The sequence below is a fragment of the Falsiruegeria sp. JB4-1 genome, assembly GCF_055693495.1.
The window spans coordinates 2,322,801-2,348,442 of sequence record NZ_JBVFTZ010000001.1; the positions used below are offsets into that span (position 1 = coordinate 2,322,801).

Here is a 25,642-nt window from a genome sequence, read left to right on the forward strand (position 1 = left end):
GATGGATTTCCTCAACGCCCTTGTGGCGCTTTCCAACTTTGTGCTGGTCCCTGCGATCGCCTATGGCAGCCAATTGGCCTTGGGTGCGCTTGGGGTCACACTGATCTATGGCATCCTGCGGTTCTCGAACTTTGCCCATGGGGACACCATGGCCTTTGGGGCGATGATCACCGTGCTGGTGACTTGGTGGATGCAGAGCATCGGGATCAGCTTTGGTCCCCTACCGACCGCCCTGCTCGCCCTGCCCTTTGGCATTCTGGGCACCATGTTGCTGGTGCTGTTCACAGATCGAGTGGTGTACAAATTTTACCGCGAGCAAAAGGCCAAGCCGGTGATCCTGGTGATCGTATCGATGGGCGTCATGTTTATCATGAACGGTCTGGTGCGCTTCGTCATCGGTCCCGGTGATCAACGCTTTGCTGACGGCGAACGCTTCATCATCTCGGCACGCGACTTCAAGACCATGACCGGCCTGAAGGAAGGTCTGGCGATCAAGACCACCCAAGGGATCACGGTTGTGGTCGCGGTGATCTGTGTGATCGCTCTGTTCTGGTTTCTCAACCGCACTCGCACGGGTAAGTCGATGCGGGCCTATTCGGACAATGAGGATCTGGCGCTTTTGTCGGGCATCAATCCCGAGCGTGTGGTCATGTACACATGGCTGATCGTGGCCGCACTGGCCGCCACGGCGGGCGTACTCTATGGCCTCGACAAATCGTTCAAGCCGTTTGTCTACTTCCAGCTTTTGCTGCCCATCTTTGCCTCGGCCATCGTGGGTGGTTTGGGCAACCCGCTGGGGGCCATTGCAGGTGGCTTTGTCATCGCATTTTCCGAGGTGACGATCACATACGCCTGGAAGAAGGTGGCGAAATACATGCTGCCTGAAAGTCTGGAACCCTCGGGCCTCGCCCAACTGCTCAGCACAGATTACAAGTTCGCGGTTAGTTTCGTGATCCTGCTTATTGTGCTGCTGTTCAAGCCAACCGGTCTGTTCAAGGGGAAAGCGGTATGAACGAGACGCTTAAAAATACCGGCCTCTTTGCCATTGTCGGCGGTCTGATCATCGCGACAGGTTTCATGCAAAGCTGGAACTCGGCCATTTTGATTATCAACATGGGTCTGATCTCGGCCATCATGGCGATTGGTGTGAACCTACAGTGGGGCTTTGCAGGTCTCTTTAACGTTGGTGTCATGGGCTTTGTGGCGCTTGGCGGTCTGGCGGTTGTGCTGATTGCCGGAGACTATAGCCCCGAGGCGTGGAGTGCCGGTGGCTTCGGCATCGTCTTGGCCCTGCTCTTGGGTGCGGCCACGGTGACAGCGGCGGTCATGATCTCAAAAAAGATGGCAAAAGGACGTGCCCGGACGGTTGCCATGTTGGCTGTTTTGGTGCTTGGCTTTGTCATTTATCGGGCGGTCTTTGATCCGAATGTCGCAGCGGTCGAGGCGATCAATCCTGCCGCTGCGGGCAACATCGGCGGCCTTGGCTTGCCGGTTCTGCTGGCTTGGCCTGCGGGCGGTCTGCTGGCGGCAGGCGCCGCTTGGCTGATCGGCAAGACCGCTCTAGGGCTACGGTCGGACTATCTGGCGATTGCAACTCTTGGCATCGCCGAGATCATCATCGCTGTGCTCAAGAACGAGGACTGGCTGGCGCGCGGCGTGAAAAACGTCATCGGCCTGCCCCGTCCGGTTCCCTATGAGATCGACCTGCAAAACGATCCCGCATTTGTGGAACGGGCTGCAGGCATGGGGTTGGACCCGGTGTTGGCATCGACGCTCTATGTCAAGCTGGGATATTCGGTTCTGTTCATGGTCGTGCTGCTGGTTCTGCTCTGGATGGCGCAGATGGCTTTGAAAAGCCCTTGGGGCCGCATGATGCGCGCCATCCGTGACAATGAAGTTGCAGCTGAGGCCATGGGTAAGGATGTCACGCGTCGGCATTTGCAGATTTTTGTTCTGGGGTCCGCAGTTTGTGGCATCGCGGGTGCAATGATGACAACGCTGGATGGTCAGCTAACGCCTGGTACCTACAACCCGCTGCGTTTCACTTTCCTTGTGTGGGTCATGGTCATCGTTGGCGGGTCTGGAAACAACTTTGGTGCCGTTCTGGGCGCGATGTTGATCTGGTTTCTCTGGGTTCAGGTTGAACCGCTTGGCATCTGGGTGATGGAACTGGTGACATCCGGAATGGCCGAAGACAGTGCCTTGCGCGATCACCTTCTGGACAGCGCAGCGCACATGCGATTGCTCACCATGGGTGTGATCCTGCTTCTTGTGCTCAGGTTCAGTCCACGCGGGTTGATCCCCGAGAAATAAAAAGGAAACGCCGCCTCTTGAGGCGGCGTTTTTCATTTTGCGATCCGGGATAAGGGGCGCTGCCCCTTTTTAGCTGCGCCCAATTAACCCCAAGAATATCTATAGAGGGGAGTTACCGCCCTTTGAAAAAGCCGCCCAGAATGCCACGCACGATGCGGCGACCTGTGGTGCCCTTCAGCTCTTTGATCACTGCCTCGCCCATGGCGCTGGCAAATGTGTCCTTCTTGCGAGAATAGCGCGAGGACGACCGGCTGACGCGCGCCCCGGAGTAACGACGAGCAGCAGAATATTCGCGCTGCATCATCGGCTGTTCCTCTTCTTCAACCTCGGCTTCTTCGGCCTCTTTTGCCGCCTGTTCTGCGCGTTTGGACAAAATTTCGAATGCCGATTTTCGATCCAGCAGCGTGTCATATTTTCCGCCCATATCCGAGGTTGCCAGATGGGCATCGCGTTCGGATTTGGTAATAGGGCCAAGCTGTGAAGACGGCGGACGGATCAGGGTTCGTTCAACAATACCCGGCACGCCTTTCTTTTGCAGCATCGAGGTCACGGCCTCGCCCACGCCAACCTCGCGAATGGCTGCTTCGGTATCGAAGGCGGGGTTCTCGCGGTAAGTTTCTGCTGCCAGCCGTAAGTTTTTGCGGTCCTTCGCCGTAAACGCGCGCAAGGCGTGTTGGATACGGTTACCAAGCTGCCCGAGGATATCCTCGGGCACGTCCGCCGGGTTCTGTGTGATGAAGTAGACGCCCACCCCTTTGGAACGGATCAGGCGCGCAACCTGCTCAACCTTGTCGACCAGAACTTTGGGCGCGTCGTCAAAGAGCAGATGGGCCTCGTCAAAAAAGAACACCAGTTTGGGTTTGTCAGGGTCCCCAACTTCTGGCAGTTCTTCGAACAATTCGCTCAGCAACCACAAGAGAAACGTTGCATACAGCCCCGGCGCGGCCATCAATTTGTCTGAAGCCAGGATATTGATCATGCCGCGCCCCTCGGCGTCAGAACGCATCAAATCCGCCAGTTCCAGCGCAGGTTCGCCAAAAAGCTTAGACGCGCCCTGATTTTCAATCACCAGAAGTCGACGCTGTATTGCACCGATCGATGCTGTCGAGACATTGCCATAGCGCAGAGACAACTGCGCGCGGTTCTCACCGATCCACACCAAAAGGGCTTGCAGGTCCTTGAGGTCGAGCAACGGCAAGCCGTCCTCGTCCGCTAAGCGAAAAGCTATATTCAGGATACCCTCTTGGGCCTCGGTCAATTCCAGCAGACGCGATAGCAACAGAGGGCCCATTTCAGTCACCGTGGTGCGTACTGGGTGGCCCTGTTCACCAAAAAGATCCCAGAATGTCACTGGACTGGCACGATATACGAAATCTGTGAATCCGATGGTATTTGCACGCTCGGTAAACGGATTGTGAAGCTTATGTTCGGTCGTGCCAGACTTAGCCAGACCGGAAAGATCCCCTTTAACATCGGAAAGAAACACCGGCACGCCAGCTTCGGAAAATCCCTCTGCCAGGATTTGCAAAGTCACGGTCTTCCCCGTGCCGGTAGCCCCTGCGATCAAGCCGTGCCGGTTGGCATATTTCAACGACAACCCCTGAGGCTCGCCATAATTTTCTCCGCCACCGCCCAAAAAAACCTTGCCGTCCATCCAGTTATGCCCCGTTTTGCATCGTTTCGCTGCAAGCATACAAAGTTAACCTTTCGCTGCCATAGTTCTTTCTTGTTCGGGGTCTGAAGTTTCTGAGGGTTTCGAACACCTTCCTCCCTGTTTGACTGGCCGTGCCCTAGGGCACGGTTTTTTTCGACGAGATCAGGCCATTACCTGGCTGTTTCTCAATCGGTTGTAAAAAATCTGACCTTGCCTGTTGACCGACGCCGCCTCAATTCGTAACGTCCCCCCAATAACTAAGTCGGCCAGTCCGACGGGGAGCAAAATATGAAAAGGAGACCATCTTTATGGTCTCCTTTTCTTATTTCTGACTGGGGTAAAATCCCGTTGTGTCCGCTCATTCAAAACAATCTGGTCGAATGGCACTGACAGCGCGCCAAAGGCATGGTACAGCGGGCCAAAGCAGTACTGAATGTATGAGGCAAACATGTTTAGATCCGTTATTGGCCTGAGTTCTTTGGCGACCATCCTGCTGACCGGCGCAGTCCACGCTCAAGAGACAGCAACACAGGAAGATACCCCCCAGACCGAACAGACAGAACAAGCCGAGCCGTTGGCCGGATCCGAAGCACTGGATTTGGGACAGCCCGTGTCCGAGGGCCCAAAACTTGGTGAGCGCTATTCTAAAGAAAAATTCGGCGATTGGGATCTTGCCTGCGTCAAAACCGAAGAGGAGCAGGACCCCTGTTCGCTGCTTCAGGTTATGACTGATCCTTCAAACAACCCTATGGCCGAGATTTCTCTGTTCCGGCTTGCAGGTGAACAGGCAGCCGTTGCCGGAGCGACAATCGTTGTCCCGCTCGAGACTCTGCTGCCTGCGCAACTGACCATCGCCATCGATGGTGCGCCGGGCAAACGTTACAACTATTCTTTTTGCAATCCGATCGGCTGTGTTGCTCAGATTGGCCTGACCCAGGTCGATATTGATGCGATGAAGAAAGGGGCAAAGGCGACAGTGTCCTTGGTGCCAGCTCCTGCACCGGATCAAACCATCAGCCTGGATCTGTCCCTGTCTGGATTTACGGCGGGTTATGATGTTGTGGACGTCGTCACGAACTGATCTCGGCACCACGCGCGAAAAGGAAACGCCACCATTTAAGGTGGCGTTTTTTGTTTAGACGCGACGAAGAGCCAATACTGCGTTCAGCCCGCCAAAGGCGAAGGCATTGGACAACACGACGTCGACATCGACGTCGCGGGCGTCGTTAGGAACCACGTCCAGCGCGCATTCCGGATCTGGTTCTTCATAACCAATCGTCGGAGCAACAACGCCGTCGCGAAGGGCCATGATGCAGGCGAGTAATTCTACGGCGCCCGTCCCACCAATCAGATGCCCATGCATGGACTTCGTTGAACTGATCATCAGGTTGTCGGCATGTTGGCCGAATACACCTGCAACTGCTGCGCATTCGGTCTTGTCGTTTGCCGCGGTACCAGTGCCATGCGCATTGATGTAACCGACATCTTCAGGATTTAACTTTGCATCCGTTAGGGCGCCAGAGATCGCTCGGGCAGCCCCCTGTTTGGATGGCATAACGATATCCGCTGCATCCGAGGACATGGCCGAACCAATCACTTCACACAGGATGTCGGCTCCACGAGCCTTGGCATGTTCATACTCTTCGAAAACAAAGATCCCAGCACCTTCGCCCTGCACCATTCCGTTTCGATTGGCACTGAACGGGCGGCAGGCGTCCTTGGACATGACCCGCAGTCCTTCCCATGCTTTAACACCACCGAAACAGAGCATCGATTCAGAACCACCGGTGATCATGACCGGCGCCATGCCACTGCGAACCATCCCAAGGGCCTGCGCCATGGCATGGTTGGAAGACGCGCAGGCTGTCGACACTGTGAAAGATGGTCCCTTCAGATTGTATTCCATCGAAAGGTGGCTGGCCGCTGCATTGTTCATAAGCTTTGGAACAACAAATGGGTGAACACGGTTTTTTCCGTCCTCATACACCGAACGATAGTTGTCGTCCCAGGTGCTGACACCTCCGCCTGCTGTTCCCAGAACCACTCCCGAGCGCGCTGACAGATCACCATGAAACGTCAGACCGGATTGATGGATCGCCTCTTTGGCTGCGGCCAATGTAAATTGCGTGAATCGATCGTATAACGACATTTGTTGACGGTTGAACTGGCCTTCTGCCTCGAACCCGCGGACCTGCCCGCCAATCTTGATCGAAAGACGTTCGACATCGCGAAATTCCAATTGGCCGATTCCACACCGACCTTCGCGCATTGCTTCCAGCGTCTCTGGCACCGAATGGCCCAAAGAGTTGATTGTTCCGGCCCCAGTGATGACAACGCGTTTCATCGTGATGTTCCCGCTTGCCCGTTATGCTTTCTCGGACATGAGCTTTTCGATGCTTAGCCACGATGGCCGCCACGTTCGAGATATCGAAATCGCTTTGGGTTGGTTCATTTGCGTTGAAGGGTACCGAAATGTCGAACTCTTCTTCGATCGCAAAAATACTCTCTACCAATCCAAGGCTGTCGATGCCCAAGTCTTCCAGAGTGCTTTCGGGAGTGACATCTGAAGGGTCCAGAACGGCCTGCTCTGCGATGATCGCGATAACACGGTCGTTGATGCTCATAATCAGTCCTCTGATAAATGATCTGAGGCTGATTTAATCACTTGAGGTCAATTTGGAAACCGCCTTTTTCAGCGCATCAACGTCACGTAAAATGCGCGGCAACCTGCGTTGAGCTTTGTAAATATCTGTATGTGTTTCCATTTTTACGGCCGGGTAGCCCATCATGACCCGGCCTGCCGGGACATTTGACAGTATTTTGGTCGCACCTGTTGCAACCACTCCATCGCCAATGAACAGATTGTCCGCAATGCCAACCTGCCCTCCAAGAACCACATTGTTACCAATCTCAATAGAGCCGGACAGGCCAACCTGGCCACACAGCAGGCAATCTTGCCCGATGCGCGTATTGTGTCCAACGTGTACCTGATTATCCAACTTGGTTCCCGAACCGATCACCGTGTTTCTGATCGTACCGTTGTCGATGGTCGAGTTGGCCCCAATTTCCACATCGTCGCCAATTTCAACCGCTCCTAGTGAATGAATGCGCACCCAGCTTTGTGCTTTTGCATCACCGGTATCCCCCATGGATTTGCGCGCGTTCTCGACATTAGAAATCTCGGGAGTCACAAAGCTGAACCCGTCTGATCCAATGCGCACTCCTGGTTGGGCCCGAAACCTATCGCCGATTTTCGCCCGTGCTCCGATGCTCACCATCTCGCGAAAATGCGCGTTTTCACCCAAAGACACGTCAGCCCCGATAAAGCAATGTGCCCCGATGACAGACCCTGCGCCAATACGAGCATTGGCACTGATTACGGTCAACGGGCCGACAGACACATTGTCTCCGATTTGAGCCGATGGGTCCACTACGGCAGAGGGATGGATACCTTGCCCTTCGCCCTGCCCCGCATCCATCATCACAGTTAGCCCGGCCATGGCCATCCGAGGTCGTGGTGCAAAGATTACCGCCTTCAACCCCATCGCCTGCCAATCTGCCCCTGGCCAGACAATTGCGGCCAATGCCTGGCCAGTGCCAAGTTCATCTGCATATTTGGGAGACATAGCCAAAGCCAGAGCATCGGGCGTCGCGTCTTGCGGTTCCGCAGCTTTTTCGATCCGAAGATCCAAATCTCCGTTGGCTTCTGCCCCAAGAGCTTGCGCAATTTCTCCGACGGTAAAGCTCATGTTGGACCCCATGTATTTTGCTGTGGTCCTTGTTGCTTACCCGCGAACCGCAGATAGGGCCACCCCCGCGTTGCTCAGCGCCTCCCAAACCTTTGCGTCACGACCATAGATATCGCGGCGATATTCGGCCTGACCTTTCGGTGAGATTACGGCGGTGCGATAGATGATGTGTACTGGCACGGGTTTTTCCAATTCAACTTTGGTTTCTTTGCCGGAATCCAGAACGCGATGAAAAAAGTCTTTTGGCGCTTCGCTCTGCCGGGCCAACAAGGCGTAAGCAAACTCGAACGGCTGAGCCAAACGAATACAGCCATGGGAATAGGCCCGCACTTCGCGCGCAAACAGATGTTTTTGCGGCGTGTCATGCAGATAGATGTTGTACTTGTTTGGGAACATGAATTTCACCAAACCAAGCGCATTTTTCTTTCCCGGTGGTTGGCGCATCGCAAAAGGAAAGCTGCGCGCGGAATACTGGGCAAAGTTGTGGTTACGGCTTACACGACGACCGCGGCTGTCAGTGATTTCTAAATGTCCCACCGCACCAGGGTTAGCTCGCAGTTTAGGCAGATATTCCTTGGTAATGATCGACCGCGGAACATACCAACTGGGGTTGATAACCATATGTTCCATAACGTCCGAAAACTCGGGTGTGCGCCGATCGCTGGTATTCTTGCCGATGACCGAACGCGTTTGGAACGTGACATGGCCTTCATCCACGATCTTTGCCGAAAAATCCGTTTGATTGACCAAAACGTGCCGGTTGCCGCGATCCCTGGACAACCAACGCTCGCGTTCCAACGCTACGATGACGGACTTGAGCCTGTCGCCAACGCTTTTGTTGATCTCAGCAATGGTTTCCTTGCCAGCAACCCCGTCTGCTTCAAGGCCATGGGCGGATTGAAACGACTGAACCGCCTCTTGCAGAGCACTATCATACTGCAAACTTGCACTGCGCTCCATGTAACCCATGTCGATCAGGCGGTTACGCAGGTCGACAACTGATGTACCGCTGTTTCCTGGCTCAAGTTTTCGAACTGGCAACGCCGCACCCCATCCACCTTCGCCCAACAGGTGCTCGAGCCGCATTTTTTCTTTCAACAAGGCCCGATACTGCAACGACGCAGGCGGTAGAGAATTCAAGTATGCGCCCGGTGTTTGTGTGCGGAACTCTTGCAAAAATTCGTCGCCTTCGCGACGTTCCACTTTGCGCACCATGCCGTCGTCAATGGTCGAAGGTCTGAGCACGCCTGTTTGTATGTCGCTTGCATAAGTTACGAATGCGCGGCTGAGAGCAACCTCAACAAATCCCAGATCGCGCGTCGTCTGCGCGGTCCGCATCTTTTCCATCAATTGATCCAGACGGTAGCGGTCGACCGGCAATCCATGAACATCTGCATTGGATAGTGCCTGAACCAACGCCGCTCTTCGGGCCTGGTGTTCAGGCTCATCCCCTGTCCAGATGGGGTGATACCCGTTTTCACGATAGAACTTGGCAACAGAACTGCTCTTAGAGGCTGCTTCGGCAACAGCTTGCTTGAACGCCGTTACTTGCGCCGAAAGCGGCGAGCTAAGAAAAAGGAGCAGGCCTGCCGTGCTCAGAAGTTGGGTCAGGGTTCTGGCGATAGGACGCCGAAACATTTCCTGCATGGGATGGTCCTTGAGGTCTTGAAGAATATGTGAATCAACGGGTGTTCATCAAGTTTCAAAACTTGACCGCGTGATGTCCACTCACATTTTCTTCACAATGAAAAATGTCCGCGGACCTGATGCCCACATGCATCGACTTCGCGATAGAGCCCCCGCTGCAGCTGATAAATGAGGCGCCTATAAGGCAAATGTTCATATTTGCGCAAAAAATCGCCGAAAATTCCCCCTAACTAAAACTTGCAGCATTCCTTTCTTGGCTCACGAATCTGTCTGTGCCATACAGTCTGCATCTGGGGATGGATACAAACAAAGTGCACGTAACATCGTGCGCAGGCAGGAATCGTACGGGACGACACAGGAAATGGCGGACATTAGCTCTTCGGGTTTAACCCGACGCGCCCTATTGGGTGCGTTTGCGGCAACCACAATCACAGCAGCTCCCACATTCTCAAACGCCGCAGGTTTTCTGCGCGGCGGCGGAGATATTCGGCGCATCAGAATGTACTCGGGCCGGACCGGTGAACGGATCGACATGGTCTATTGGATTGACGGCGACTACATCAAGGACGCGGTCAAGGAAGTGAACCATTTCATGCGCGATTGGCGCACCGATCAAGTCAAGTCGATGGATCTTCGCACGATCGACATAATGGCCGCGGCTCACAACCTCATGGATGTCAACGAGCCGTATATGCTTTTGTCGGGTTATCGCAGCCCACAGACGAACGCTATGCTACGCCGCCGGTCACGCGGTGTAGCCAAAAACTCTCTCCACATGAAGGGGCAGGCAGCAGATTTGAGACTGTCGTCACGCTCGGTCGGTCAGATCGCGCGCGCAGCTCAAACATGCCGTGCAGGCGGCGTAGGAAGCTATTCACGGTCTAACTTTGTCCATATGGACTGCGGAGAAGTTCGCAACTGGGGGCGCTAACCCCCCTGCGTACCCGGTTATCGCGAACCACTGCAAACCCTTCAAGCACAGAGCTTGAGGGGTTTTTTGTTTTGTGGCCTAATATCTCTAGAAGCTATTTGTAAAAATTTTTCAATAACCTAGCTTCACCTTCCCCAACGTTACCACGGCTTCCAGATTGACTACATACCGAGTAGTATGTTGAACTTTGCCCGAAATTGAAGGGAACCGGAACCATGGCTCAGGCTGCGACACAGACCCGGAATGATCGATACGAGGAACTTTTGCGCGCAGCAGCCGAATGCTTCCAAAGCCGGGGATTTGCAGCCACATCAATTGACACAGTCGCACGGCACTTAGGGGCGACCAAAGGGCGGGTTTACCACTATTTCCCTTCGAAAATGGATCTGTTCAACGCAGTTCGTGACCGCGCGATGGATCTTGTGTTCGCTGCATCCGAAGAAGGCTACAACCTGAAGGCGTCAGCGGCGGAACGGCTTTATGACATGTCCGCAGGTCATACTCGTTCCATGCTTGATGACTTGCCTTATATGCACGTCCTGATGGATGGCCTTCAGATGTTGCGCTACTCGACAACCACTCAGTTTCAACGCGAAGCAATGGAAGCACACCTAACCCGCCGCGATCTGTATGAACAACGGTTCAGAGAGGTCGTGCTTCAGGGCGTCGCAGATGGAGATCTTGTTGTTGGTCCCCAGCTTTCGGTAACTATTCAGAGTTTCATGAGTGTTCTCAACGGACCGGTATTCTGGTTTCGACCCAGAGAGGATGACACACCCGAAAGCCGCCAGGCGATCGTGGATGATATTGTGCGCTTCGCTATGTCCGGTCTCGGGCTGAGTTCAGAGAGCTTCACCCGGCATTCAACCCAATCACATAAGGTACTTGCATGACACAGATTCCAGAAACCATGTTCGCTGTCCTGCAAACCGGGGACGGCTATTCCGGTAAAGCCACCGGCCCGGCTATTGCTGACGCTTCCGACTATCTTGAAAACGGGCAGATTGCTGTGCCCTCTCCGGGTCCAGGACAGGTCGTGCTCAAACTGCGAATGGCATCGGTGAATCCATCGGATTTGCATTTCATAAAGGGTGAGTACGGGCAACCGCGTGTAAAGGGGCACCCTGCCGGGTTCGAAGGCTGCGGCGATGTAGTGGCCACCGGCAAAGGTGCCGAAGCTCTGGCCGGGCAGCGCGTGGCCTTTGTCGCTGCGGGTTCGGGTGCCTGGGCAGATTATGTCGTGACGCAGGCGCAGATGTGCATTCCTCTGCGCCCCGATGTCTCGGACGAGGATGGCGCAGCGCAGATCGTCAACCCGCTGACCGCCATGGCCATGGTGGACATTGCACAATCCGAAGGCGATGCTTTCGTCATCTCAGCAGCCACAAGTCAGTTGGGTAAACTGATGTGCACTTTGGGGCGCGATCTAGGGCTCAAGCCCATCGCGCTTGTGCGCCGGGCCGAGGCGATCGAGCCTCTCAAAGAGTTGGGTGCCGCCGAGGTACTGGTGACCAGCGATCCGGAGATGTTGGATAAATTTGCCAAGATCAGCGCCAAGTTGAAGCCGCGCGTCTTTTTGGATGCGGTCAGCAATCAGCAATCCGAAAAGATTTTTTGTGCCATGCCAAACCGTGCTCGCTGGGTTAGCTACGGCAAGTTGGACGCTGAATTGCCCAGTCTGTCGCGTATGGGACAGCTCGTTTTCATGGGGAAGAAGATCGAAGGATTCTGGCTGACAAGCTGGATGATGACCACTCCGCCCGCTGATCAGGCGCGTGTGGTGGGCGAAGTTCAGGCACGATTTGCAGATGGCCGCTGGAAAACCGACGTCTCAGCGCACCTACCCCTTCGTGACGTTGTGTCAGGTTTGGCGGATGCGCTCAAAAAGACTGACGGAAAGGTCATGATCACGCCATAGTACAGGTGACCGCCCCCGATGATGTGGAGGATCTAGGGGGGCAGTTGCATAAGCCGGACAACCGGCGCAGGGAGGAAAATTTGGACAATTTGCAGCTGCTGATCAGCGGGCTGGCGAATGGCTGTGTGTACGGCCTGATCGCGCTTGGCTTTGTGCTGATCTACAAGGCGACCGAGGCCGTGAATTTCGCCCAGGGCGATCTCATGATGCTGGGCGCATTCATAACTATCGGGCTTACCAACACGGAATACATGGGGTTGCCATTCTGGATGGCCTTGCCAATCTCGTTGGGATTGATGGCCGTTCTTGGGTATCTTCTGGATCGCTTCCTGATCCGTAAGATGTTCGGCGAAAGCCAAACATCGGTGGTGATCCTGACCATCGCGCTTGGCTTTGTGATCCGTTTTGTGGCGGGTTTGATCTGGGGTCACGAGCCGCAGACCCTGCAAAACCCCTTGGCTTAGCAAAGAGCTTGCCCTTGGCGGACTTGTGTTGGGTATGGAAGACGTTGCCGTCATCATCGTCACGGTGCTGTTGACCTGGTCTCTGTATGTCTTCTTCTCCAAAACCAAGATGGGCCTGGCGATGCAAGGGGCCTCACAAAACCAGTTGGCCGCCTATTACATGGGGGTTCCGGTCAAGCAGGTGCAGGGGCTGATCTGGGCACTTGGCGGAGTTGTCGCCTGTGTTGCGGGGCTCCTTTTCGCAGCCAAGGGGTCCGTTGATCCGGCCACTGGCCTCATTGGGATCAAGGCGTTTGCCGCGGCGGTCATCGGTGGCTTTGGTTCGCTGCCCGGTGCATTGGCAGGTGGCCTGATCGTCGGCGTGATCGAACCTTTCGCCAGCCGATATATCGCTGCCGGGTACAGCCAGATCGCGCCTTACGCGCTGCTGCTTGCGGTGTTGATCTTCCGTCCGCACGGGCTGTTCAGCCAAGTGCGCACAAAGAAGGTATAAGTTCATGCGGATCGTATTCAAAACCGACTACATGCAAGACATTCGCCCTTGGAAGGACGGATATCAGTTGAGCCTTTATCTGCTGCTTCTGGCCGTGGCGATTGCCGCGCCGTGGCTGCTGGATGACTTCTATCTGGGTGAACTTACCAACGTGCTGATCTGGGCGATTGCGGGTTTGGGGTTGATGGTTCTGACCGGGCACACCGGCCAGGCCAGCCTGGGCCACGCCGCGTTCCTGGCCATCGGATGTTACGCCAATATTATCCTGGTTGAGGCTGGCGTACCCTTCATGATCGCCTTTCCGGTTGCTGGTCTGATCACGGGTATCATCGGGGCGACCATCGCGGTCCCTGCCCTGCGCCTGCACGGCATCTATCTGGCGATCTTTACTCTGGCGATGTCGATCCTGATGGATGACATTATCGTTCTGGCCGAACCGATCACCGGCGGTGTTGCGGGCAAATACGCGCCATCGGTTGGCGTCTTTGGTTTCATGGTCGATCGCTGGGGCACACCCAATGAGTTTTATTGGCTCACGCTTGGCGTCGTGGTGCTGGTCACGCTTGGCTATATCAACCTGCTGCGCGCGCCCTTGGGCCGCTCGTTCATCGCCGTGCGCGACAGCGAAGTGTCGGCGCAGGCCATGGGCGTGGATATCTCACGCACCAAGACGATCTCGTTCGGTCTGAGCTGTATGGTCACCGGATGGGCGGGTGCCCTGATGGGGCTATATGCCGGGGCGTTCAACAACGAGACGTTCAGCGTCGTGATCTCGATCCAGCTGTTGATGATGATTGTCATCGGTGGGCTCGGCTCAATCCACGGAGCGTTCTTCGGCGCGATCGTCATCGGCTTCTTGCCGCAGTTCCTGTCGATCGCCAAGGAATACGTCGGCGCTGTCTTTGGTGGCTCGACCGTGGCCATTCCCGGGCTCGAGTTCGGCATATTCGGCATGATCCTGATCGCCTTTATCCTGTTTGAACCCATGGGGATCTATGGCCGATGGCTCAAGATCCGCACTTGGTTCGAGCTTTTCCCCTTCTACCGCAAGGACATGTTCAAGCGGCAGAAATCCTACCTCAAGACGGAGCGCCTGAGATGAGCTTGCTTGAGCTTGAAAACGTCACATTGAAGTTTGGCGGGCTGACGGCGGTGGATGATCTGTCGTTCAGTGTCGAAGAAGACGAAGTGTTTGCTATCGTGGGTCCCAACGGGGCGGGCAAATCGACCGTGTTCAACCTGATCTCGCGGTTCTATGACCCTTATGCGGGCAAGATCCGGTTCGACGGACATGACCTGTTGCAGGTCAAACCATCGGGTGTTGCGGCCTATGGCGTGGCGCGGACGTTTCAGAACATCGAACTGTTCGAACATGCCACCGTTCTGCAAAACCTGCTGGTTGGGCGGCATCGTCATTCCAAGACCAATCTGGTGTCGGAACTGTTCTTCACCCCCTCGGCCAAACGGCAGGAGATGGAGAACCGAGAAAAAGTCGAAGAGGTGATCGATTTCCTCGACCTGCAGGCTTATCGCGACAAGATGATTGCCGGACTGCCTTACGGCGTTCGCAAAGTTGTCGAGGTGGCGCGCGCCCTGTCTACCGATCCCAAGCTGCTTTTACTTGATGAACCGGCCTCGGGCCTGTCTGTTGAGGAAACGGCAGACATGCGGTGGTGGATCGACGATATCCGCCGTCAGATGGGTATCACTGTTTTGATGGTGGAACATGACATGGGGCTGGTCTCGGGCGTGTCCGACCGGGTTCTGGCCATGGCAGATGGCGCGAAACTGGCGCTTGGCACCCCGGCCGAGGTGCAATCGCACCCCGCCGTCATTGAGGCATATCTGGGGAAAGCATCATGAGCGAACCCATTCTGAAAATTCGCAATATCGAGAGCTTCTACGGGCCGATCATGGCGATCCGGGGCGTGTCCTTGGATGTGCACGAGGGGCGCGTGGTTTCGATTCTGGGCGCCAATGGCGCCAAGCAAGACAACGCTGATGAAAACCGTCTCAGGAGTCATGGACCCTGAAAAAGGAACCATCACCTTTGACGGAAAGGAAATCCAAGGGTCCGAGCCGCATAAAGTCGTGCAACAAGGCATCGTGCATGTCCCCGAGGGGCGCGAGGTATTCCCGCTGCTCACCGTCGACGAAAACCTGAGCCTTGGGGCCTATACCAGCACTGACAAGGGCCAGATAGAACATGACCGGGAACTGGTGTTCAGTTACTTCCCGATCCTGAAAGAGCGCCGCAATCAAGAGGCCGGCACGCTTTCAGGCGGGCAGCAGCAGATGCTGGCCATCGGTCGGGGTCTGATGGCCAACCCGCGCATCATGCTCTTGGATGAACCCAGCCTTGGGCTATCTCCTCTCTTGGTGCAGGAAATCTTTGCCATCCTCAAACGGCTCAATGAAGAGCAGAACATGACCATGATGCTGGTGGAACAAAACGCCAGTGCCGCGCTGAACCTGGCGCATGATGGTTACGTGATGGAGGTGGGCCGCATCGTTATGGACGGCACCGCCGAAGCGCTGATGGCGTCCGAGGACATCCAGAACTTCTATCTGGGTGTGCAAGAAGAAGGCGAGCGGGAAAACCGCCGCTGGAAACGCAAGAAAACGTGGAGGTGAGCCAGATGGATGCAACCACCCTACCCGCCCAGACCGTGATCAACGGCGTGTCCTACAACGCAACACCGGGCCAGCGCCCGGTGATGGTGGACGGCACACAGACGATCGTGTCCCTGTTCCAGAAACGCTGCGCCGAACTGGGCAAACGCACCGCGCACCGCGAAAAGGACTTTGGCATCTGGAAGACTTATTCCTGGGCCGACTATTGGACCCATGCCAAATGGATCGGGCTTGCCCTGCGCAAGCTGGGTCTTCAACGGGGCGAGGTCGTGTCGATCCTGTCCGAGGACCGCAAGGAATGGGCCTATTCTGATCTGGGCATTCAGTGTGTCGGCGGCATCGCCTCGGGCGTTTACACCACCGACAGCGCCAAACAGCTCGCCTATCTGATCAATGACAGCGACAGCCGCTTTCTGATCGTCGAGAACGAAGAGCAGCTGGACAAGTACCTGCAGATCGAGGCCGAGGTTCCCGGCCTGCTGAACGTCATCATCCTTGAGGACGAAGGGCTGCATGATCTGGACCATGATCGCTGCATCATGATCGACGACCTATACAAGATCGGCCAGCAGGCGGAAAAAGAAGAGCCCGGCGCGTTTGAAACCGAGATCGACAAGGCGCAGCCGCAGGACATCGGCTTGCTGATCTATACATCAGGCACCACCGGCATGCCCAAAGGCGCGATGTTGAGCCAGGAAAACGTGATGGCCGGAATCGAGGCGGGAGCACATCGCCTGCCGGTCGAGGAAACGGATGAGCAGCTGTGTTTCCTGCCGCTCTGTCACATCCTGGAACGCAACGTGTCGATCTATTTTCCGCTGGCCTGCAAGGCGACCGTAAATTTCGCCGAAAGCCCCGAAACGGTGTTTGCCAACCTGCAAGAGGTCTCGCCTGCCACTTTTGTGGCCGTGCCGCGGGTTTGGGAGAAGATCTATTCCCAAGTGCTGATCCTGACACAAGAGGCCACACCTGCCGGGCGCGCGGCGTTTGGCATGGCTTTGAAAGCGGGCTTCGAGCGAGCTGAGTATCTGCTCGACAACAAACCGGTGCCTGCTGGTGTTGCCGCCAAGTTCTGGCTGTGGGATCGACTGGTGTTGCGCAACCTGCGCCGAATGCTGGGCATGGACAACATGCGTCGTGGCGGGTCCGGTGCCGCACCAATCTCGCCTGACCTGCTGAAATGGTACTGGGCCATTGGTGTGCCCCTGCTCGAAGGTTGGGGGATGACTGAAACATCCGGTCTGGGCTCGATCAACACGTTTGAAGAGAACAAGGTCGGCTCGATCGGGAAACCTGTTCCGGGCTATGAAATCCGCATCGCGGACGATGGTGAAATTCAGACTAAGGGTCTGAACAACTTCATGGGCTATTGGCGCAACAACGAAAAGACGGCGGAAACCTTTACCGACGACGGCTGGCTGCGCACCGGTGATATCGGCGAGATTGACTCGGATGGCTATCTGAAGATCACCGGCCGCCTCAAGGACATCATCATCACCGCAGGTGGCAAGAACATCACCCCTGCCGAGATCGAAAGCCGGCTGAAGTTCAGCCACTATGTCTCGGACGCGGTGATCATAGGCGACCGCCGTAAGTACCTGACGGCGCTGATTATGATTGATCAAGAGAACGTCGAGAAATACGCTCAGGACAGAAAGGTCCCGTTCTCGAACTTTGCCTCGCTCTGCGCGGCACAAGAGATCAAGGACCTGATCGCCGAAGAGGTTAAGGCGGTCAACAAGGAGTTTGCGCGGGTCGAACAGATCAAGGATTTCCGCCTGATCGACGTGCTTCTGACGGCCGAGGATGAGGAGCTTACGGCCACCATGAAGCTCAAGCGCAGCTATGTTGAAAAGGCGCACGCGCATCTGATCGACGACATGTACTGAGAGAACAACAAAGTTCCAAAGGGAGGAAACTTATGAAGACACTCATCAAACGGCTGGTTACAGCCACGGCGCTGACTGCAGCCGCCTCGCTGGCCCATGCCGAAACCCAAGGTGTGACAGATACCGAAGTGCGTATCGGCTCGGTCAACGACCTGTCCGGTGTGTTTGCCGCTGTTGGCGTACCTGCGACCAAGGGTGCAAACGTGTACTTTGACAAGGTCAACGCTGCAGGCGGTGTGCACGGGCGCAAGATCACGTTCATCGTCGAAGACAACGGCTATCAAATGCCGCGCGCGATGCAGGGCTATAACAAGCTGCTGAACCGCGACAAAGTTTTTGCGATGTTGCAATCTTTGGGCACGCCGATGAACCTGGCTGGCTTCAAACTGCTGGACCCCAAAGGCATCCCGAACATCGCGCCCTTGTCTGCTGCACGTCAGATGCTGCAAGAACCGGTCCGCAACAAATTCGTGTCCTTTGCCGATTACTTCGAGCAGGCCCGCATCGGTGTGAAATTTCTCGCCGAGAAATATGACGCCAAGAACGTTTGCACCATGTATCTGCCCACCGATTTCGGCAAAGAGATTCTGGAAGGATCCCATGCCGGAGCCAAGGAAGCAGGCATCACATTCGCCTCTGAAACCACACACAAGCCAGACGAGTCGGATTTCGTGGGTTCACTCAGCAAGCTCAAGGCTGATGGCTGTGACATCGTCTCGATGGCGCTGACTGTGCGTCAGAGCATCACCGTTGCCGGCACCGCCAAGAAGATGGGCCTGAACGACATGAAGTTCATGAACACTTCGGCCGGTTTCCTGACTGTGGTTGCCAAGGTGCCCGGTGGCGTGACCGAGGGTCTCTATGCAGCGGCCAGCTGGCAGGACCTGTGGGCGCGTGCAGATGACGCCGCACCCAAAGCGTTCATCGAAGAGTACAAAGCCGCAACTGGTGAAGACCCGGTTGGCTTTGCGATGCTGGGGTACGCGGGTGCCCAGATGATGGTCAAAGCGCTTGAAGCGGCTGGCCCTGATCTGACACACGACAGTTTCATCGCAGCTATGGAAAGCCTCCAGTATGAGGATGAGCTGGTCGGCAACTACATCGACTACAGCGCCGACGATCACCAGGGCGCCGACACCGTGTACGTTTCGGTCGTTGAAAACGGCAACTGGAAGAAAGTTCACGAAGAATAAGCACTTCGTCACGGGGCGTTCGGGAAACCGGACGCCCTTTTTCTATCTACCGATCCCCCAGCGAGGCCCCTATGACCCAGCCGCAAATCCAGCACCGTACCTGCAACATCTGCGAGGCCATGTGTGGGCTGATCATCACCCATGACGACACACAGGTGCTGTCGATCAAGCCTGATCCGAATGATCCGCTGTCGCGTGGACACATCTGCCCCAAGGCCGTCGCTTTGCAAGATTTCCGCACCGACCCGGATCGCATCACAAAGCCTTTGCGTAAAATCAACGGCGAGTTTGTCGAGATCGGCTGGGAGGAAGCGCTGGACTTTGCTGCCGAACGTATTCGCGCTGTGCAGTCTGCCCATGACCGGGACGCTGTTGGCGTTTATCTCGGCAATCCGAATGCTCATAAGTTCGGCAACCTTCTGAACCTACCGAGTTTGGTCAAAGCCATTAGCACGTCAAACCGCTACAGCTCGGCCACGGCGGACCAGATCCCGCATCACGTCGCCTCGATCCACATGCTCGGCCACCCCATGCTGATCCCGGTGCCAGACATCGACCGCACCGATTATATGCTGATCATTGGCGGCAACCCGGTTGTGTCAAACGGCTCGATGATGACCGCCCCCGGGTTTGGCCGCCGCATTGACGAGGTCAAAGCACGTGGCGGGCAAGTCGTGGTCATCGACCCAAGACGAACCGAGACCGCCGAAAAGGCGACCGCACACCATTTTATCCGCCCTGAAACCGACGCCCTGCTGATGCTAGCGATGGTTCACGTGATCCTGGATCGCAACTTGGTCGATTTGGGGCATCTGTCTGACAAGATTGACGGGTTGGACGCGTTGCAAGCTGCGATCACGCCCTTCACCCCTGCCCTTGCCGCTGAACATACAGGCATTGCACAGGGTGTGATCGAGCAGATGGCATTGGATTTTGCCAAGGCCAAATCCGCCGTTTGTTATGCTCGCATGGGGGCCTCGACCCAAAGCTTTGGCAGCTTGTGCCAATGGGCCAACAATGTGCTCAACATCATCACCGGCAATTTCGACGCTGAAGGTGGTGCGATGTTCACAACGCCCGCGCTGGATTATGTCGGCATGACCAGCCGCAAGGGCAAGCACCGAACCTACCCCGAGCGCCGCTCGCGTGTGTCTGGACAGCCGCTATATAACGGTGAATTCCCCGTTTCGGTCATGGCCGAAGAGATGGAAGCGCCCGGTCCCGGTCAGATCAAGGCCTTGGTCACGGTTGCGGGCAATCCGGTACTGACTGCGCCCAATGGACGCCGGATTGAGGCCGCGTTGGACGGGCTTGATTTCATGATGTCCATCGACATTCACCTCAATGACACCACCCGCCACGCAGATCTGATCTTGCCCGGCACGGTGGCGTTGGAAGAGATGATGTATGACATCGTCTTTCACACCTTTGCCGTGCGCAACACGGCAGCCTATGCCCCTGCGATGTTCGCGCCGCCTGAAGGCAACCCACCCGAGTGGGAGGTCATCGCCCGCCTGACCGCCAAGCTGACCGGTGCCAATCAGATCGGTCCGGCCCCGGATAAGGTGTTGTCGATGCTGTTGACCCAAGGGTTCCATGCCGATCAGATCACGATCCCTGCAATGGAAACAGCAGAAGGATCCATCGACCTTGGGCCGATGGTGCCCAATCTGGCAGAGCGGCTGGAAACGCCTGAGGGGCGCCTGAACCTTGCGCCTGATGTATTTCTGGCTGACCTGCCCCGATTGCTGGAGAGTTCGCCTGTCAACACCGACTTCCCCTATCTGATGATTGGTCGCCGCCAGGTCCGCAGCCACAACAGCTGGACCCAGAACAGCCCGCGTCTGGTCAAAGGGCGCAACCGGTGCACGGTGCAGATCAACCCGGAAGATGCGAGCCATCTTGGCATTACAGACGAAAGTGAAGTGCATGTCAGCGGTCGCGTCGGATCGCTCACACTTCCGGCCGAAGTGACGGACGCGATGGCACCGGGTGTGGTGTCGATCCCCCAAGGATGGGGCCAGCGCAACGGAAAACTTTCGGCGGCCACCAAGGTGCAAACTGTGTCAATCAACGATCTGACAGATGATCAAAGGGTCGATCCGATCAGCGGAAATGCTGCGTTCAATGGCGTGCCTGTCGCCTTAAGTGCCGTGGAATAGCCGTGTCGTTTGACAGCCTGATCAAATCCCGCATCGCACAACACCTGACTTCCCAAAGCCGGATGCAATCACAGCGCAACGCGGCAGAGCGGAAACGCACTAAAACCGGCCAGCCCCATGTTGTGTCGTATTTTCACGATGTGTCTGATCCCTATTCCCACCTCGCAGCGCAAGTTTTACGGGGACTGCGGGACAAATACGATATCGAGTTGCGGGTTCACTTGATCTCTGGCCCTCCGGCATGGGCCACACCCGAACGCGAGGCTTTGCAGGCCTATGCGCGCCTGGATGCGGCGCGGCTTGCACGCAATTTGGGGCTGTCGTTTCCAACCGCGCCCATCGTTCCTAAGCCAGAAGCAGTCGCCCACACTGAGGCCCAGATTGCGCTTGCGATCACGTCCGGTGATGCTGTCCAAGCGGTTGAACATGCGGGGCATCAGCTGTGGTTCGATGGACCGCATTCTGATCTGGACCCCGCTCAAGCGGTTGAAGCAAAGGCCAAGGGCGACGCTGAACTGGAACGGTTGGGGCATTATCTGGGGGCGACCTTTCATTATGGTGGTGAATGGTATTGGGGCATTGACCGCCTGCACTATCTGGAAGAACGGCTCACTTCCCTTGGTTTGGCGAGTGATATCGAACAAATAACACCACTCCATCCATGCGGCCTCAGAAGCCGAGGCAACAGGTTCTTCAAAGCAGGCAGAGATTGAGGTCTTTTTGTCCTTTCGAAGCCCCTACAGCTACCTTGCCTACGAACGTGTCCGTGACTTGGCACGCCGACATGGTTCAACCCTGCGTTTGCGTCCGGTCTTGCCCATGGTCATGCGCGGCCTTCCGGTGCCCAAAGCCAAACGCATGTACATCTTGTTGGATGCTGCACGCGAGGCACGGCGTATGAACATCCCCTTTGGCCGCATTTGCGATCCCTTGGGAGAGGCCGTTGAACGTGCCTATGCCCTATTGGGATCTCGCCCGCGAAAACGGTCAACTCAACGCTTTTACATCCAGCTTTTTGCGGGGTGTCTGGTCCGAAGGCATTGACGCACGCACGGACCGTGGGTTGGGCCGGATCGTCGAACGGGCGGGTATGAGTTGGGACAAGGCCAGACCACTGTTGTGCGATACCAGCTGGCGCGCAGACGTTGAAGACAACAGACAGGCCCTGACCGATTTGGGCCTGTGGGGCGTGCCCAGCTTTCGCGTTGGTCAAACGACGACATGGGGTCAAGACCGCCTATGGCTGATCGAAGACCACTTGCGTGGCATGGACATCTAAAAACAAAACTGTGGGTGGTTGTGGCGGAGAGACAGGGATTCGAACCCTGGAGACGGTCTCCCGCCTACACACTTTCCAGGCGTGCGCCTTCGACCACTCGGCCACCTCTCCGTGTCGGGGTTATTTGGATGATCCCGTAAGGTTTTGCAAGAGGATAATCGCGAAGATCATGCATCTAAATGCAAGTAGACGCGACGGTTCTGCCGACCCTTCTTTTCGACCTTGCCCAGTCGTATTTTTCCAATCTCGCTAGTGCGTGCTACATGAGTGCCGCCACAAGGCTGCAGATCGACTTGAGCGTCACCTTGCCCGATCCGAACCAGACGGATTTTGCCCGACCCACGCGGGGGCTGCACCGACATTGTCTTGACCAGACCGGGATTCGCGTCCAACTCGGCGTCGGTGATCCAATCCTCGGTCACCGGCAAATCCCTATCGATCAATTCCTGTAACTGAAGCTGCAGGGCTTCCTTGTCTTCAGGTGCTTCGGGCATGTTGAAGTCAAGTCGCCCCTTGCCCGCACTGATGGACCCGCCTGTCACTTCAAGCGGGATCACAACAGACAATAGGTGCAACGCTGTGTGGACACGCATGAAGGCGTATCGTTGGTCCCAATTCAGATGTTGGGTGATCTGAGCGCCAACACGCGGAACGCTTGCCCCGTCGACTGGAACGCAGGCGATTGCACTCCCGTCCGCTTTGACGGTTGTGGCAACCTCCATTTCACCGTTGTCCCATCGCAGCATACCAGCGTCGCCAGGCTGACCACCGCCAGTGGCGTAGAACAGACTCTGATCCAAGATGACGCCGCCCTGCTCGGTGTGCGCCATAACTGTTGCCGGGGCTTCACGCAAATAAGCATCTTGCCGGAACAAAGGCTCAGTGGGTGTCGCCATCTGCATCTCCATCACTGTCTTCAACGCCGTTCAGATCGGCCTCGGTCATTTCCACAGGACCTTGAGAGACAGTCGGAACACCCGGTTCATTAGCCGCCCCCGACGGCTGCAGAGCTTCCGGATTACGCAGCCAGATATCACGCTGAGCAAACGGAATTTCGATCCCTTCTTCGGTGAACCTTTTGGCAATCTCATGATTCATGTCTGATTTCACAGAGAGCACCCAATTCACATCCCGCAAGATTGCACGGATTTCAAAGTCCAATGCATCTGCGCCAAACCCTTGGAACACAACGCTCGGGGCTGGATTGGCCAGAACCATCGGGTGCGCGTTTGCGATCTCACTCAAGATATTCTCGACTAGGCGTGTATCGGTCCCGTACGCGACGCCAACAGGAACGATCACACGGCCCACAGTGTTACCGCGAGTATAGTTCGTGACACTGCCGCTGATCAGATCAGAGTTGGGAACAATAACATCCGTCCGGTCAAATGTTTCGATCCGGGTTGAACGCACGGAAATATCCCGAACGTACCCCATCTGACCGTTGACATCGATCCAGTCCCCTTTCGAGATCGGCCGTTCTACCAGAAGGATAATGCCCGAGACGAAATTGGACACAATGGTCTGAAGGCCAAAACCGATACCAACAGATAACGCACCAGCGACAATCGCGAGCGAAGATAAATCGAAACCGGCACCGGTGATCGCGGCCAAGGCTGCAAGAAAGATCCCCACATAGCCTGTCCCGGCGACAATGGCGTTTTGCCCTCCGGGATCAAGTTTTGTCTTTGGCAGCAGCGAGTTTCGCAATCCACCTTGCAGCAATCGGGTGAACACATAGCCAATCGCAAAGATCAAGGCGAATGTCAGGAAGTTCGTCGGCGAGATTGTAACGCCGCCAATGTCGATCCCATGCAGCAGACGCGACCATTGTTCAGTCAGGTCAGCTTCTCTTGCGCCCCAATAGAGCGCAATAACCGGCAAGGATACTATGGCTAAAACAAAGCCGACGATCACCGAAAAGAGCGAATCGCGACCAGCGTCTCCTTTGCCTGAAAGCCACCCGTAGAGGTTGCCAAGAAACTGCTGCACAATCACCATGACGGCGATCAGGGCCAGGGTTTTAACTGCCGGAAAGACAATGGCTTCGGCGGCATTGATGTAGCCAAAAGCCGCCAGAACAGGCGAGGAAATGCCCAGAAAATAAAGCGCCCTTCTGAAAAAGTTGACCAGACGGGCAAAACCCGGTCCCGACTTGTTGTCGCTTTCTTCAAGGAGGTCCGATGACCCGTCACTCGTTCGAACGCGTTGAAGCTGAAACAACAAAAAGGCCGTTGCTAAGATGACCGGGAATGATGTTACGGCGCGGCTCGCGTCCGAGATATTCTCGATCTGCTCTAACATCAGAACCAGATCGTGCAGAACAAGCATGACCGCGAGCAAATCGATGTATATGCGCAGAACCGCGATTTGCCCTTCAGGCATATAGCTAAATCGCGTTTTCGCTCCAATCAGGTAGATGTGGCGACCGATCCAGTTGAAATACAGGATCGTCGCAGCCCAAAGAGGAATATGATCCAGTAGCAACAGGCCTCGAATGCCCAGTACGCCACTTAAATAAAGGGCAGCTGTAAGACAAAGAACACCAATCCAGGGCAAGAAAATTCGAAACAACGAAGTTACAAAGGTCCAGACACCCGTTCCTCGACCACCAATCGAGCGCAGGTAATTGCCCGCAAACTGAGACCAGGATTTGCCACGCCACAAAAGGACAGATCCAATCACAACAAGCACAAGTATAGCAGGAGCGTTGTCCTGCGACTGTTCACGAACAGTATCTGACTTCAGATTGGTCGCTGTTTCATTGAACAGAGCGCGGCTAGCTTCCTTCACATCTGTCCAGGCTAAAGGCCAATAAATCGGGTTGAGCGGTGAGGGTCCTCGTTTGAGGGTCTCCTTTGTCTGTCGCGCCCTGATGACCCGGTCCACCTCGTCGATCAGACCATTGGCCCGGCTAAACGCCTCTTGTGCGATGATCCGGGGAACCTGAATAGCATCAAGTTGCTCTTCAAGATGTTCGCGCAAATCCGCAAGATCCGGCGGTTCGCTCTTGCCATCCTCTGGCGGAGGTCCCAGCGCATCAAGCTGTCCCTGAAGCGTCTTCAATCGCTCGGAATTTTGGTTCCGGACCCGATCGAAAATTTCGCGGTATCCGTCGATATCATTGCGCAGCTGTTCAAATGCTGCGTTTGACGCCTTGTTGGCGTCAACTGCAGCCTCGGCACGTTCAGCCGTGCTGAGCCAATTCTTAAAATAGTCCCGACTCTTATCGGTCAACTGGGCTTGGGCAACGCCTGAAAACGCCAGCAGTAGAACGGCAAACGTCGCCAAAAGAATGCGGCGTAGGCCTGTCATC

General features: G+C 55.8%; 19 protein-coding genes, 1 tRNA gene and 3 pseudogenes. 15 read left to right on the forward strand and 8 right to left on the reverse strand.

All coding sequences use genetic code 11. From position 1 onward, the window contains the following. The first annotated feature begins 1 nt into the window (after nt 1). Together ACZ1HE_RS11890 and ACZ1HE_RS11895 are read left to right on the forward strand one after the other, a co-directional pair. Nucleotides 2-1,012, forward strand: a complete 1,011-nt coding sequence (locus tag ACZ1HE_RS11890; protein ID WP_472621029.1) for a branched-chain amino acid ABC transporter permease — start codon at nt 2-4, stop codon at nt 1,010-1,012. Further along, nucleotides 1,009-2,313: a branched-chain amino acid ABC transporter permease gene (locus tag ACZ1HE_RS11895; protein ID WP_472621031.1), complete on the forward strand. Its 1,305-nt coding sequence runs from the start codon at nt 1,009-1,011 to the stop codon at nt 2,311-2,313. Before ACZ1HE_RS11890 ends, ACZ1HE_RS11895 begins: the two co-directional genes overlap by 4 nt. Before the next feature lie 112 nt (nt 2,314-2,425). On the opposite strand, the gene ACZ1HE_RS11900 is transcribed toward ACZ1HE_RS11895, so the two are convergent. Next, on the reverse strand, nt 2,426-3,967 hold the full coding sequence (locus ACZ1HE_RS11900) for a helicase HerA-like domain-containing protein (RefSeq protein ID WP_472621033.1): 1,542 nt from the start codon (nt 3,965-3,967) through the stop codon (nt 2,426-2,428). A gap of 448 nt (nt 3,968-4,415) precedes the next feature. On the opposite strand from ACZ1HE_RS11900, the gene ACZ1HE_RS11905 reads away from it, so the two are divergent. After that, complete coding sequence (locus ACZ1HE_RS11905) at nt 4,416-5,048, forward strand: invasion associated locus B family protein (protein WP_472621035.1); 633 nt, start codon at nt 4,416-4,418, stop codon at nt 5,046-5,048. A gap of 54 nt (nt 5,049-5,102) precedes the next feature. On the opposite strand, the gene ACZ1HE_RS11910 is transcribed toward ACZ1HE_RS11905, so the two are convergent. The 4 genes and pseudogenes from ACZ1HE_RS11910 to ACZ1HE_RS11925 form a co-directional block, all read right to left on the reverse strand. Beyond that, nucleotides 5,103-6,311, reverse strand: a complete 1,209-nt coding sequence (locus ACZ1HE_RS11910; RefSeq protein ID WP_472621037.1) for a beta-ketoacyl-[acyl-carrier-protein] synthase family protein — start codon at nt 6,309-6,311, stop codon at nt 5,103-5,105. A gap of 21 nt (nt 6,312-6,332) precedes the next feature. Continuing rightward, nucleotides 6,333-6,591 (reverse strand): annotated as a pseudogene (locus ACZ1HE_RS11915) (acyl carrier protein). Nucleotides 6,592-6,624: 33 nt separating this feature from the next. Continuing rightward, nucleotides 6,625-7,716 (reverse strand): UDP-3-O-(3-hydroxymyristoyl)glucosamine N-acyltransferase, encoded by a 1,092-nt coding sequence (gene lpxD / locus ACZ1HE_RS11920; protein ID WP_472621039.1) that lies wholly within the window; start codon nt 7,714-7,716, stop codon nt 6,625-6,627. Between the two features lie 36 nt (nt 7,717-7,752). After that, nucleotides 7,753-9,363 (reverse strand): L,D-transpeptidase family protein, encoded by a 1,611-nt coding sequence (locus ACZ1HE_RS11925; RefSeq protein WP_472621041.1) that lies wholly within the window; start codon nt 9,361-9,363, stop codon nt 7,753-7,755. 361 nt (nt 9,364-9,724) lie between these two features. Between ACZ1HE_RS11925 and mepK the strand changes: the two genes are divergently transcribed. The 12 genes and pseudogenes from mepK (at nt 9,725) to ACZ1HE_RS11985 (ending at nt 22,326) form a co-directional block, all read left to right on the forward strand. Next, nucleotides 9,725-10,294, forward strand: a complete 570-nt coding sequence (mepK, locus tag ACZ1HE_RS11930) for a peptidoglycan L,D-endopeptidase MepK (protein WP_472621043.1) — start codon at nt 9,725-9,727, stop codon at nt 10,292-10,294. Nucleotides 10,295-10,509: 215 nt separating this feature from the next. Further along, the gene (locus ACZ1HE_RS11935; protein ID WP_472621045.1) at nt 10,510-11,187 is read left to right on the forward strand and encodes a TetR/AcrR family transcriptional regulator; all 678 of its coding nucleotides are present in this window, start codon (nt 10,510-10,512) and stop codon (nt 11,185-11,187) included. Beyond that, a complete protein-coding gene (locus ACZ1HE_RS11940; RefSeq protein ID WP_472621047.1) occupies nt 11,184-12,212 on the forward strand; it encodes an alcohol dehydrogenase catalytic domain-containing protein in 1,029 nt (342 codons plus the stop codon). The genes ACZ1HE_RS11935 and ACZ1HE_RS11940 overlap by 4 nt, the downstream gene beginning before the upstream one ends. A gap of 80 nt (nt 12,213-12,292) precedes the next feature. Beyond that, nucleotides 12,293-13,169: pseudogene (locus tag ACZ1HE_RS11945) on the forward strand (branched-chain amino acid ABC transporter permease). A gap of 4 nt (nt 13,170-13,173) precedes the next feature. Beyond that, nucleotides 13,174-14,271 carry a branched-chain amino acid ABC transporter permease gene (locus ACZ1HE_RS11950; RefSeq protein WP_472621049.1) on the forward strand — a complete coding sequence of 366 codons (1,098 nt, stop codon included), beginning with the start codon at nt 13,174-13,176 and terminating at the stop codon, nt 14,269-14,271. Beyond that, a complete protein-coding gene (locus tag ACZ1HE_RS11955; protein WP_472621051.1) occupies nt 14,268-15,032 on the forward strand; it encodes an ABC transporter ATP-binding protein in 765 nt (254 codons plus the stop codon). Before ACZ1HE_RS11950 ends, ACZ1HE_RS11955 begins: the two co-directional genes overlap by 4 nt. Further along, a pseudogene (locus ACZ1HE_RS11960) lies at nt 15,029-15,803 on the forward strand (ABC transporter ATP-binding protein). Before ACZ1HE_RS11955 ends, ACZ1HE_RS11960 begins: the two are co-directional and overlap by 4 nt. A gap of 5 nt (nt 15,804-15,808) precedes the next feature. Further along, nucleotides 15,809-17,692 (forward strand): AMP-dependent synthetase/ligase, encoded by a 1,884-nt coding sequence (locus tag ACZ1HE_RS11965; RefSeq protein WP_472621053.1) that lies wholly within the window; start codon nt 15,809-15,811, stop codon nt 17,690-17,692. 32 nt (nt 17,693-17,724) lie between these two features. Further along, a complete protein-coding gene (locus tag ACZ1HE_RS11970; RefSeq protein WP_472621055.1) occupies nt 17,725-18,885 on the forward strand; it encodes an ABC transporter substrate-binding protein in 1,161 nt (386 codons plus the stop codon). A 71-nt stretch (nt 18,886-18,956) separates the two neighbouring features. Next, on the forward strand, nt 18,957-21,047 hold the full coding sequence (locus ACZ1HE_RS11975) for a molybdopterin oxidoreductase family protein (RefSeq protein WP_472621057.1): 2,091 nt from the start codon (nt 18,957-18,959) through the stop codon (nt 21,045-21,047). 2 nt (nt 21,048-21,049) lie between these two features. Next, nucleotides 21,050-21,760: a hypothetical protein gene (locus ACZ1HE_RS11980; RefSeq protein ID WP_472621059.1), complete on the forward strand. Its 711-nt coding sequence runs from the start codon at nt 21,050-21,052 to the stop codon at nt 21,758-21,760. A 242-nt stretch (nt 21,761-22,002) separates the two neighbouring features. After that, entirely contained in the window at nt 22,003-22,326 is a 324-nt protein-coding gene (locus ACZ1HE_RS11985; RefSeq protein WP_472621061.1) for a DsbA family protein, read from the forward strand. 21 nt (nt 22,327-22,347) lie between these two features. On the opposite strand, the gene ACZ1HE_RS11990 is transcribed toward ACZ1HE_RS11985, so the two are convergent. The 3 genes from ACZ1HE_RS11990 to ACZ1HE_RS12000 all read right to left on the reverse strand — a co-directional run bounded on the left by ACZ1HE_RS11990 (nt 22,348) and on the right by ACZ1HE_RS12000 (nt 25,641). Further along, nucleotides 22,348-22,437 (reverse strand) — tRNA-Ser (locus ACZ1HE_RS11990). 56 nt (nt 22,438-22,493) lie between these two features. After that, on the reverse strand, nt 22,494-23,222 hold the full coding sequence (locus ACZ1HE_RS11995) for an alanyl-tRNA editing protein (protein WP_472621063.1): 729 nt from the start codon (nt 23,220-23,222) through the stop codon (nt 22,494-22,496). Then, the gene (locus ACZ1HE_RS12000; protein ID WP_472621065.1) at nt 23,206-25,641 is read right to left on the reverse strand and encodes a DUF3772 domain-containing protein; all 2,436 of its coding nucleotides are present in this window, start codon (nt 25,639-25,641) and stop codon (nt 23,206-23,208) included. The genes ACZ1HE_RS11995 and ACZ1HE_RS12000 overlap by 17 nt, the downstream gene beginning before the upstream one ends. Nucleotide 25,642: the final 1 nt, after the last annotated feature.